The sequence below is a fragment of the Methylobacterium sp. J-043 genome, assembly GCF_022829505.1.
Lineage (GTDB): Bacteria > Pseudomonadota > Alphaproteobacteria > Rhizobiales > Beijerinckiaceae > Methylobacterium > Methylobacterium extorquens_A.
Genome location: NZ_JAKSYB010000008.1, coordinates 1 through 11,781, shown reverse-complemented (window position 1 = coordinate 11,781; position 11,781 = coordinate 1). Strand labels below are relative to the sequence as shown.

Here is an 11,781-nt window from a genome sequence, read left to right as displayed (position 1 = left end):
CTAGAGCTGTTGCCGATCGCTGCGAGTCGGCTGGGGTTCCGCGACGCGACGTGATCTGATTCCCTGTGGTCCTCGACAGGAGGATCGATGGGGTCGCCGTTGTCATTGGATCTGCGTGAGCGCGTCGTGAAGGCCGTGTCCGAGGGCGCCTCGCGCCGTCAGGCGGCCGAGCGGTTCGGGGTTAGTCCCGCCAGCGCCATCCGCTGGCAGGAGAGCTTCGAGCGGGAGGGCCGGGTGGCGGCCAAGCCGCAGGGTGGCGACCGGCGCTCACAGCACGTGGAAGCCCATGCCGACCTGATCCTGCGCCTGCGCGCGGAGCAGCCGACCCTGATCCTCTCGGAGTTGCGCGCCCTGCTGGCTGAGCGCGGCATCGCCACCAGCGAAAGCGGCCTGTCGCGCTTCTTCCGCCGTCACCCCGTCACGCACAAAAAAACACGCCCCACGCCGCCGAGCAGCAACGACCGGACGTGAGAGCCGAGCGCGAGGATTGGTTCGAGGCCCAGGATGAACTCGATCCCGAACGGCTCGTCTTCCTCGACGAGACGGCAACTACCACCAACATGGTGCGCCGCTACGGCTGGGCTGCGCGCGGCGAGCGTTGCCGCGTGGCGGTTCCGCATGGACATTGGAGGACGACCACCGTCACGGCCGCCCTGCGCACAAGCGGGGTGGTCGCCACCGCCCTGTTCGACGGAGCCACCAACGGCGAGCGCTTCCGGGCCTACGTCACCGCCACCCTGGTCCCCCTGTTGAAGCGGGGTGACACGGTGATCATGGACAACCTCGCCGCTCACAAGGTGGCCGGCGTGCGCGAAGCCATCCAGGCGGTGGGCGCCAAGTTGCTCTACCTTCCACCTTACTCGCTGGATCTCAACCCGATCGAGCAGATCTTCGCCAAGCTGAAGGGGAACCTCCGCAAAGCCGCCGCTCGGACGCTTCCAGATCTGAAAGCGGCCATCCGATCCGCCTTCGACACCCTCACGCCAAGGGCCTGCCGCAACTGCCTCGCCGCAGCTGGATACGACGCATACGATCCAATATGATCGGCAACAGCTCTAAGCACCATATCACTTAGGCACGCTCGCGTACTTCGAACGCAGTGCGTAGTAGCATGTCCGTCTCGCCGCGAGCCTCTGGCAGCAGGATACCGCCACGTAGCATCGGCAGAAACGAAGAGGAGTTCCGACCCAGACATATTCGTGTGGCTCACTGGGTCTTCCGTAGAAGTTGAGCAATGCGACGTGTGCGCCTCATAATCGCGCGCAAATGTTCGCAGAGAAGCCACTTTGCCCATCCGCTCAGATGACTCGAGTTGCAAAGTTACTTAGTGCCTTTTCTCATGGCATTATGAATGCATAGCGCCATGTCGTGTTCCTGACAGCGCAGCATATCAGGGCTGGACTAAATTTTTCAATATAAAATTCTGAAATTACTGTGTCATAGGCTGTGAGGAAGTGCCAGTCAAACGTATGGTCTATCAATATTGCAAAATTTGCTATGAATAAAAAATATTTCTATTTACATTAGGGTTTCTGGGGCAATTCAATAAGTTTCTTCCCATTATGTAAAAAACACTTTTCCAATTTTTTCTCAAAATCGAATTTCTGTCTGCGATCTCAATCCTTCCTCAGATGTTGCTCCGTCGATATCCGGTGGTCTTCCGAAATCGCGGTGGTCGCCCCGATCATCCTACCAAGAAGGCATGCACTGGCTGTTGGAACGACCTCTCTCAGCACCAGGGGGGGTGTCGGGAGCTGAACGGACGAAAGCACTCATACTGACGGTCAGGAGCGCGCGACGGACTAATGCCAAATTCACAGATGCTGCGTGACATGGCCCTCTTCGTCGAGGTGGCCAAGCAGAAAAGCTTCAGCAAAGCGGCAACCATTCTGGGCATGCCGATCTCGTCACTCTCACGGCGTGTTTCTGATTTCGAACAAATGGTTGGCTTGCGCCTGCTCGATCGAACCACCCGCCGGATCGCTCTGACGTCCTACGGCGAAGCCTATCTCGCCCAAGCATCTCGGCTCGTCGATGAGGCAGAGCAAGCCTTCGACAACCTCGTCGCTGAGGCGAAGGGACCAAGCGGCTTCCTCAAGATCGCTGCGCCGCCAGATTTCTGGGTGCTGCACCACCTCTCACGGATCGTCACAGAATTCTCTGCGCAGCACGAGCACATCCACGTCCATCTGGATCTGAAACCCAACGCCGTCGATCTCGTAGGTGACAACTACGATTTGGCTGTGACCATCGAGGAGCCACGCGAGACCTCGCTGATTATGCGCAGGGTAGCTGAAGTGGCGAATGGCCTGTTCGCCGCGCCGGATTATCTCAATGATCGCGGTTGGCCCAAAGAACCCCATGACCTAAAAGATCACAGCGCCATCGTTCCCACACAGGGAACGGGCACGACTTGGTCCCTCAGCCGCAACGCCGAGACCATTCCACTCCAGGTAAACGGATCGCTCACCTGCAACTCACCGAGCCTCGCACGCAAGTTTGCGCTGGCGGGACAAGGCATTTTCAGCGCGCACTGCCTCAGCGTCAAACGCGATGTTGTGAACGGCCGGCTGGAGCAGGTGCTGCCGGAGTGGGATCTACCGCCGACGCCGGTCTACATCGTCACGACTTCACGCCTCCTGCCAGCGAAGGCACGTAGCTTCATCGAGTTCGCCATGAGGCAGCTTCCGGTCATGCTTGCTGCTGGAACCGGTGGTGAGGCTTGGAGCCAATTGAGGACGGACCAAGTCGGCGTCAGGCTCATCTCGCCTTGAAAGGTCTGCAACTCGCTTGAATAGACCGTAGCGCACGAGAGCTGTGTCAGATCTGCCCCGGCCGGCATCCGTGGGGTTGCACTGCTCGCGGGACGCGCTCCTTGAAGGGGGGAGCAAGCCCAGGCCATCGGCCGCTCGCGGGTCGGACGTACGACCAAGATCCACGCTCTCACCGACCGGTTCTGCCGTCCACTCGCCTGCCGTTGGATTTTCCACCCTGGTCCACGGTTCACCGCTGGTTCCTGCGCCCGTCGAAGGCGGGCGTGTTCGAGCGCCTCGCCCACGCCCTGACCATGGCCGATCGCGAGCGCGCCGGGCGCGAGGCCAGCCCGATCGGTGCCATCCTCGACGCGCAGGCGGCGCCCTCGGGCGGCATCGGCGTCAAGGGCGAGCGCGGCTACGATCTGGCCCGGCGCGTAGTTGGCTGCAAGCGTCACGCGCTCATCGATACGGACGGTCGCCTGCTCCTAACCACCGTCTCGACGGCCGACCGGCACGACAGCCACGGCGAGATTGCACCGCTACGGGCGTCCCGTCGTCTATAGCTCTTCCTGGCCCACTGCTTTGCCGATCAGGCCTATCAGGGCGAGCGCGTCGGCAACGCCACCGCTATCACCGTCGAGATCGTCAGGCCGGATAAGGGGCAGAAGGGCTTTGCTGTGCAGCCCCGCCGCTGGGTCATCGGACGCACTTTCGGTTGGATCGCGCGCTGCCGCAGGCTCGCCCGAGCCTACGAGGCGACACCCTACTCCGCGCTCGCCTTCTGCGTCTTGGCCGCCGCCATGATCCTCGTCAGACGTCTCGCGCGACCCTTATGAAAGGGGTCGCACAGCCCGAGAACTTGCATAAGACGTGGACGACAAACCGGGTCAACTCCAAATGGCCCACAGGCCATATCTCAGGACGAACCAAGCCTACCGGCGGATCAATCGCTACGCAGATCAGCAACGGCACCTACGCCGCGCACAGCCGAGGCGTGTTCTTCGGCATAAGACCCGGGTCGCGTCGACGGTCAGCGGATGCGCCGCCGTCTAGCGAGGAAGGCGACGAGTTTCTCATCAAGGCAGGCGTCCGAACGCTCTCGCAGGATTTCGGCAAGGCCGGTGCAGGCGGCCGATCGATTGAGGGACTCGTCTTCGTGCAGATTAATCAGTATTTCCGCTAGACGTACCGCTGTGTCTTCCGCTTCAGGCGGAAACGGGCGGCCGAAGGCAAGTTCACCCGCGGCTGTTTCCGTTGCCACACACGGGATGCCGGCGCCGAGAGTCCCCGCTATCCTCTGCGAGAGGTTCGGTCCGAGGGCGAGCGCGACTCGGACACCCTCCGTTGGATCGATTCCGTCGACGACGGGAACAATCCGGGCCTGCGGGGTTCGCCCTGCTACGGCTTCCGGCAGGTGAAAAGGGATGGCCGGGTTCCTAACCCAAACGGCCTCAATCACCCTGTCGAGCAGCGGGCGCATCGCCGGAGTGGTCACCGGTCCGAGGCTCGTGCCGAGGAGGGCGATGCCAGCACGGTTGGCGAAGGGAATGTCGATTGGACTGACCGGCACGGTCCACGGCATGAGCGTGACCCGCGTGTTGGGACTCGAGTTGGCGAAACGGGCGGCGTCGGTCGGATCCGTTGTGAGGAGGTCGTCGGCATGCCCCATTGCGGTGGCTTCGGCGAGTTGGCTGCGGTGCGCCCGTTCGAGAAAGCCCAAATGTCCGGCCCCCATCGACAGGGATTCGGCCTGGGCTGAGGCCGTGCGCAGATAGACCGCCCGCGCCGTAGGGCAGTCGTGCCGAACCATTGGCAGATACCGAGCTGCGGCGGCGAGCCCATGCACGATGACGACATCGAACGCGCCCCGCTGCCGACGCAGCACCTCTTCGACAGATATCGTGTATGGCGCTGCATGAAGTAGAACACCCGCCTCATTCAAGCGCACCCGTTCTGCCACCTCGGCGTCGCGAAGATCGGCTGGGACGAAGGTGACCTCGTAGCCGATCCGTCGCAGCGACAGCATGACGTCGAGGACCGTGTTGTCCTCACGGGTTTGAGGAAGTCGCTCGCCGATGACAAGGGCGCGCAGCGGCGGTGGAGGGGGCTCGTTCGGCCGCGGTTGACCGCGATGCCGGGTGAAGCGTTGCCGGAAATGACGCAGGGTCCGGTGCGAGGCCAAATCCGCTCGGCGGTAGAGCACAGCCTCGACCTGATCGACTAGGAAGGCGAGAGTCCGATCGAGCGTTGAGGCGTCGGCGGCGGCAATCAGGCCCGAGACGCTCCGCTTCACATCCTCGTCGAACGCGTCGGCGGATTCGATGACGATGGGCGAATCGCCGAGTGCCTCCCCCGATCCCTCGATCGTCGCGTGAATCACGTGACGCTGAAAAGCTGTGAGCGGGTGGGGCAGATAGACGTCAAAGCTGTGATGCCCGTCACCGACACCCGCGGCGTGGAGGTCACCGCGGTAGCGATTGGCCAAGACCGTCAGCAGGGGTTCCCCGTTAGCCGTCAGAGATACACGAACGGGTTTCTCCGGATGGGCCTCATCGAAGGCCCATCCGGAGATGTGCCGACGCGTTATCCCAAGATCGAGATAGCCGCGCGGCATGTCGTCCTAATCCTTGATGGACTCGTCAGGCCGCCCGTTTCACGGCGGTGGCACGCGCGGCGATGCGATCGCGAATCGCTTGCACGACCTCCCCGTCCTCCACCCGTGGCGCAGCGTAGACCGGGTCGATCTCAGGACGGTTCGGGTAGAGCGCGTGATACTCGTGTACGTTCTGGAAGAGATTCCGGCTGTCGTCGTCGACGAAAGTCTCAGCGCCGACACCTTCCGCGAGCACCACGTCGTGATCATCGAGCTCGATGTGGAAGTAGTCTACCGATTCGACACTCGACGCCTGGATCACCGCCACCCCGTCGACGAGCCGGCCTGCGGGCACGAGAACGTCGTTGATCAGCAGGGCATGGCAGGGCGAGAGTGAGAGGTCGCGCAGCGGCAGCCCGTCACCCAAAGCACCCGCGAGGACGGTGACCGGCAGTGCGGTCCGGTTGCCGGCGATAAAGGCGCCCTCGTAGCGACGAGTTCCAATCCAGAGCACCGGCTTCGACTCGCCCGTGACGGTCATCACGAGGTCACCGATCCGCAAATGCTCAACCCGACGCTCGCCATCCGGCGTCGCGACATGCGTGCCCCGGACGAGACAGGCTGTGTATGTACCGGTCCCGACCTGCGCGAGGCCGTTCGTCGTCAGCGCGTAGACGGTTGGGTTCGCGCCGATCCCGAGTTGTGTGCCGAGTAGGGCACCGCCGGGCAGGGAGCCGACATCGATCGTCGCTCCACCATTGAGCGCCGTATTGGTGAATAGGAAGGTCGAGCTTCCTGAGGTAAACGTGAACTCACCAGGTCCTTGTCCCGTAAAGGTAACGGGCTGGCTCACGGTGTTACCGGCGCCGTTGATGTAGCTCACTGTTTGAACACCGCCTGTTTGCGTGAAGGTCACGTCTGTGTTCGTCGCCACTGGGCTCGCGATCGTCACGAGGCCGGTCGTACCGAGCGCAAGGTTCGCTAGGCCCTGAACCGTGCCGGCGATGGCACCTGTACCCACCTGGTAGATATTGCCGGACGTGATCGTCTGATTATTTGGTAAGGCCATCGCGATCCCCTTGTGTTATTTCCGGCGCCTTTGAGACCGGCGCGGAAAGTCTGCGCCAGCGATCACATTCGAATGCTCAAACGCGGTCACTGACTTGCGGATATGCAGTCTTACGCACAGTTTACCGAGTCATCATCTCGCAACTGATTTGAGCGAGCCGGATCGACGCAGTCGCTTTAATTGGATAATACTGAATCAACCAACATCGGAAATATACCAATCGACAAAAAACAATGTCAAACTAAATTAGAACGCTAAAAGCATTCAAAATCATGATGTTGCAAAACTACATAAGCTCATTTTGGTAAAATCATTTCCATTTCCGACAACAAATTCGCATTTATCGCGGCAGTTGTTCGATTCCGTTCGACCCTGGCAGTTTCAGATTTGGTTCGCTGCCAATGATGGCATGCCGCATAGCGGCGTCGACGCGCAACTCTGACCAGCCATCTTCGATAAGAGCGAGGCCAGCCTCGGCGCATCTGCGATTGAGCGCCTCGTCCTGGTGAAGCGTAACAATAGCAAGCGCTAAGGCCTCGTCGCTGTCGCCAAGGCAGACATCCAGTGCTGCCGGAAGGCAGATCCCTTCTGCGGCGATGCCAGTCATGGCGCAAGGCACCCCGTGAGCGAAGCTTTCCAGCACCTTCCCCTTAATTCCGGCGCCCCAGGCGAGCGGTGCAACGGAAAGCCGTACGCGATTGAGCGCGAAGAAGAGATCCGGCACATGACCCAGCACCTCGATACCATCGAGGTTCAGACCGGCGAGCTCGTCCGGCATGTCCGAACCGATCAGAAAGCAGGGAATGTCGGGCTCCGTGCTCCACACCCGTGGCATGATCGCGTGGACGAGACGACGCGCTGCATCAAGGTTGGGCGCATGCATGAAGCTGCCAACGAATGCGACACCGCGGCGCCGATCGAATGGTCGGACGACCGGCCGGGGGGTTACTGACCAAGGCACGACGGCGATCGGCGTGCGCCCTAAATCTGCTTTCAGCAGTTCCGCTTCATGCGTCGAATGCGTGATGACACTCGATGCAGACCAAGCTGCACTGAGTTCGCGCAGGCGGATGAGCTGGCTGTCGGCGGCGATCCGTTCAGAACCGTAATACTCGCCCTGCCTTTGAAGCCTGAGGTGATGAAGGTCGGCGACACTGAAGACGAGGCGCGCGGTGGGCTGGAAACTCCGGGCAAGAGGCCCATACTTCGCTGCGTTCGTGTAGCGATGAATATAGACGAGGTCGAAGGTGTTGGCCTCGCGGCGCAGAACTTCTTCGACCGAACTCGTGTGAGGGCGCAGGTGAAGGGTCATCCCTTCCGCAGTCAGCGCGTCGGCCGTGAGCGACCGTACGCCGTCTAGATCGGACGGGACAAAACTAATCTCATAGCCGAGCCGCCTGAGAGAGCGGATATGCGACAGGATCGCCATGGAGCCGGCGTCGCGCCGTGAATCGGGGAGCTGATCGTCGATCACGAGGGCGCGAAGCGGCTCCTCTTCTGCCTCGCGGCCTCTGCCAATCGCGTGCTCATCAGCCAGCCGCCGGCGCAATCCTTCGACCAAATCGACCAGAAACTCGATGCGTTCACGCAGCTCCGGAGCCTCCATCGGCGTGGCCAACAGCGTAGTCAGGCGTGCCTGCAAGACGGGGCCGAACGCCTCGGAAGCCTCGAGAATAACGGGCGAACGAAACAGGTCTGCTCCGTCAAATTCCCGAAAGACCCGAACGATGTTACGCCTTGATGCATCGAGACGAGCAGGAAGCCACACGTCGAAACCATGATGGCTCGAGCTAAATCCTGCCTGGAGAAGATCATCCCTGGCTCGATCGGCTACGACGCGCTCAAGAACTTCGCCATTGTTGGCGATTAACAGGACAACCGGCTCGTCTGGCAACTGCGGGTTGCGCGCCCAACCCCGCACTCGATAGGGCGAGACGTTGTCGATCTCGCCCTGAAGCCCCGCGCGCGCTTCGGCGAATGATGGCATAGCAATCACCGTGGCATCATCCGGAACTCGCCGGAATGCGGATAGCTGGCCATCACGACGCGGCGCTCGGTCGACCGACGCGGGGATGGCGCATTGCGATAATCCGTTTCAGCTTTTCGTGCGCGGCCCACGCATCTGTCGAGGTGCGGGACTTCCCGTGAACGCGGTAGCGACACAGAATTTCTGGAACGAACCCGATATCCAGATCGTGCTTCAGGCATTTGAGCCAAAAGTCGTAATCCTCCCAGCCCTCCTCGATATGGCTGTAGCCTCCGATGCGTTCCCAGGCGCTTTTGGCCACGAGCGCCATAACGTCGATGTAGTTGCTTTCATACAGCGCATCCCCATCCCAGATGTCGGCCACGCCAAGCTTATGCTCGTCGCCGAAATGTTCGAGCTGTGGGTAGGTCGCATCGAACGATCCTGATACCGCGGCCTGATGTAGACGTGCGATGGCACGGGGGTAGGCCACGTTATCCGCATCGATAACGAAGACATGAGAGCCGAGCGCAAGAGAGAACGCAGTGTTCCGGGCCGCAGATGGCCCTTGATTGCGCAGATGGCTTACCAGCAGGCAGCGATGAAAGCGGTCGGCATGCTTCTTCATCCAGCGCTCACCGGCTGCGAGCGTGCGATCACCCTCGGACCGGTCGTCGACGACAATCAGGTCGAGCGCAGCGTGCGTCTGTGCGCGCAACGAGTCGAGGCACGCGCCGAGGTAACGCTCGTAGTTGAACGCGGTGACGCAGATCGAGACGAGGTCGTGGGGCCTCGGCCCCGACGGCTCTGACTCAAATGCAACGCGGTATCTGGGTATCCAGGGCTGCATGGTGTCACACGAAGCAAGAGTCAACGAAGGCAGCAATACGATGCCCCGACTGGTTGCGCGTCCTGGCGCGGCGCAAAACCCCCGACGCCGCTTCGCGGACGCTTTCGGCTCGGGCCATGCCGTCCTCAGAGCGGAGCAGCCACTCGATCAAATTTTGCAGATGGCGGCCTGCTTCCTCAAAGAAGTGAACGCCCGGCTTGAAGACGGGATGAGGTAAGCACGGCTCGGATACGACGAGACTGCCACAATCCATCCCTGTCCTGACGATGCGATGCCACTCGAAAAAACCGTACTCGTCGCGATGAATGTTCAGCGTGATCTTGGAGTGTCGGGCAACATGGCCGGCGAGCCGCGTCAGATCACGATCACGCCCAATGCCCTTGATCGGGCTCGTGAAGCGTCGGCAATAAAGGAACGTCTCGTAGTCGGATAGAAACGCAGCGGCTTTTGTGAAAAATCTTTCGCGATGCGTCGACATGGCGCCGAAGAATGAAACATCGATCGGCCGCTCTGCTAGCGTTGTTGTCGCTCGCGAGAGTTGCTTAGCAGCTGGAGGCAAGACACGGAATAGCGGATTGCCAATGTCCGGCGTACCTTGGGTGTCGATAGCACCACACAAGTCGATATGTAATGTCGGTATGCCAGTATCTCGATAGAGTGCAGCAACCTGAGGCGAAATATCGATGACGCCGCGCGACATGAGGGAAAAAGGGATCGCCCTGTCGAACCAAACCGTCTGAGGTTGCTCAGTATTGAGTACTATAGACCTGGCAACAAAGTTCTCGTTGGCTAGCTCACGCCCTTTTCCAACAAAAAAGAATTCATGCGGAGCGACTATAATCGAACGTGCCGGTATCGCCGTCAAGTCGGCATTCTCGTTGTGAAGAGAAGCTGAATATCCTGCTTCCTGAAGATCATTCACAACGCACTCGGCAATTTCCTTGAGAAAAACGTTGCCTTCACTGTTGTAAAAAACACCGATGCATTCGTTCGATCTGGGTGTGGCATTGATTTTTCTGCATGCGCCTTCACCATCGTCGTAATCCGAGAGCAAATCGACGACATCCTGCCTTTTGGCCTCAGCTTCAACTGCTGCCTGAGAGACCATTCCAAGCATATTTGCAATATTCTCTTTGCGAAATACGCTTCTGCCTTCAGATATGCCGTAGGTTAGAGCGTGATGATGTGGAATCAGTCCGGCCACGTTGCGCAGTGGCTCGTTCAAAGCCATATAATCGACATCAGAAAATAAAGGAAAATGTTTAAACCGGTCCACTGCGGTCCTAACTGAAAAATCCGAGAACGCTGACAGTTGACCCTTATGAAACTTCGTATCGAGCTTCTCGGTTTTGGAACTTCTGTCGGTATCCCCGTTCTGCGCCGAAACAGGCATACGATTTTGAACATAATGCATAAGTGGATTAACTCGGTCGCGGATTTCTGGCGCCATGTACTTTGACGCATATTCGAATGTATCAAACCAATTGTTGGGATTGCGGCCCTCGCTAGCACCGTACTTCACATAATGATAAATCGGATTTATCTTAGACCTTCGCACGTCGGGATAATTATCTACATACCAATCTTCATCGAATAGTCCGCAATTTTTTATAAAATTAAACTGAACAATTTCTGACTCCTTTAGGTCACGGTATTGAGCACGGTTTTGCGAGTTTTGATCGTGCTTATAGTAAGATAACGACAAAAGCTTCATCAGTCGATCCTGTCGATCACTTGCTGAACTGACGTATCTTTCGTTCTTACCTGCGTCAGTTTCTTAAAGGCGCGTTCGATACCTTCATCAGTATATAATCCGTAATCATAGCCAAAAAAATGGAAAGGTAAATTTCACTCGAGAACACCTCCCGGCCATCACAATTGGGCAGGAGTGTCCGAACGCTGCTGGCGGCAGAACTCTGACGAAAGAGCCAACAGGTTCAGGTTTCTGCGTGGAATGGACGCAGTCTCCACGGATGCGTAAAGAAATGTCGTTCACCCTGTCGGACCCGGACCAAAAGCGGTCTCCATCCAAACGAGCCGCTGCACTGGAACGGAACGCCAGTTAAGCCAAACGCATATGCCGCCCGATCAGTCGGTACGCCACCGAGCGCTCATGATTATAGCTCGGTGTACGGTCCCGGAATGTGGTGTGACGGATCGAGCGTGAAGCGCTCGGGCTCTTTTGTTAAGATCTGGCAGATGAACTCGTAGGGTGTCAGCCACCTGTCCGCCTGTCAGGAGGAAGGCGAGTGGGCGGCAGAACCGGTCGATGAGGGCGTGGATCTTGGTCGTGCGTCCGTCCCGCGAGCGGTCGATGGCCCGGGCTTGCTTCCCCCCTTTCCACCGGAGGCGCAACGGTGCGCCGTCACGGTCGAGGAGTTGACCAGCGCCTGGGAGGCGGCCCACTGGCCTGCCTCCTGAAAAGTGGTCCTCCCTGAGGTATGGCTTCGAGCCATGTGGAGGATGTTTCATGGGACGGAAGAAGCATACGGCTGAAGAGATTGTTGCCAAGCTGCGCCAAGTGGATGTTCTGGTCTCGCAGGGTCG

7 protein-coding genes and 4 pseudogenes are annotated in these 11,781 nt (G+C 59.3%); 4 read left to right on the top strand and 7 right to left on the bottom strand.

The annotated features are described in order from the left end of the window. Positions 1-87: 87 nt before the first annotated feature. From MKK50_RS00165 to MKK50_RS00150, 4 genes and pseudogenes are all read left to right on the top strand, one after another. Positions 88-1,043 (top strand): IS630 family transposase gene (locus tag MKK50_RS00165; protein WP_499019550.1). Its coding sequence is split into 2 segments (ribosomal slippage): positions 88-424 and positions 424-1,043, totalling 957 coding nucleotides; the frame shifts between segments, so codons are not numbered across the junction. Positions 1,044-1,832: 789 nt separating this feature from the next. Further along, positions 1,833-2,774, top strand: a complete 942-nt coding sequence (locus MKK50_RS00160) for a LysR family transcriptional regulator (RefSeq protein ID WP_499019547.1) — start codon at positions 1,833-1,835, stop codon at positions 2,772-2,774. A gap of 108 nt (positions 2,775-2,882) precedes the next feature. Beyond that, positions 2,883-2,972 (top strand): annotated as a pseudogene (locus MKK50_RS00155) (IS5/IS1182 family transposase); the annotation flags it as partial. Continuing rightward, positions 2,972-3,592, top strand: a pseudogene (locus tag MKK50_RS00150) (IS5 family transposase); the annotation flags it as partial. The pseudogenes MKK50_RS00155 and MKK50_RS00150, both read left to right, overlap by 1 nt. Before the next feature lie 194 nt (positions 3,593-3,786). Here the strand turns inward: MKK50_RS00150 and MKK50_RS00145 are convergent. The 7 genes and pseudogenes from MKK50_RS00145 to MKK50_RS00115 form a co-directional block, all read right to left on the bottom strand. After that, positions 3,787-5,370 (bottom strand): hypothetical protein, encoded by a 1,584-nt coding sequence (locus tag MKK50_RS00145; RefSeq protein WP_499019546.1) that lies wholly within the window; start codon positions 5,368-5,370, stop codon positions 3,787-3,789. A 25-nt stretch (positions 5,371-5,395) separates the two neighbouring features. Further along, positions 5,396-6,418 (bottom strand): Hint domain-containing protein, encoded by a 1,023-nt coding sequence (locus MKK50_RS00140; protein ID WP_499019543.1) that lies wholly within the window; start codon positions 6,416-6,418, stop codon positions 5,396-5,398. A 340-nt stretch (positions 6,419-6,758) separates the two neighbouring features. Then, a complete protein-coding gene (locus tag MKK50_RS00135) occupies positions 6,759-8,405 on the bottom strand; it encodes a glycosyltransferase (protein ID WP_499019541.1) in 1,647 nt (548 codons plus the stop codon). Between the two features lie 52 nt (positions 8,406-8,457). Further along, a complete protein-coding gene (locus tag MKK50_RS00130; RefSeq protein WP_499019539.1) occupies positions 8,458-9,234 on the bottom strand; it encodes a glycosyltransferase family 2 protein in 777 nt (258 codons plus the stop codon). A 4-nt stretch (positions 9,235-9,238) separates the two neighbouring features. Further along, the gene (locus MKK50_RS00125) at positions 9,239-10,948 is read right to left on the bottom strand and encodes a CgeB family protein (RefSeq protein WP_499019535.1); all 1,710 of its coding nucleotides are present in this window, start codon (positions 10,946-10,948) and stop codon (positions 9,239-9,241) included. A gap of 403 nt (positions 10,949-11,351) precedes the next feature. Further along, positions 11,352-11,459, bottom strand: a pseudogene (locus MKK50_RS00120) (IS481 family transposase); the annotation flags it as partial. Then, positions 11,449-11,606, bottom strand: a pseudogene (locus tag MKK50_RS00115) (IS5/IS1182 family transposase); the annotation flags it as partial. The pseudogenes MKK50_RS00115 and MKK50_RS00120, both read right to left, overlap by 11 nt. Positions 11,607-11,781: the final 175 nt, after the last annotated feature.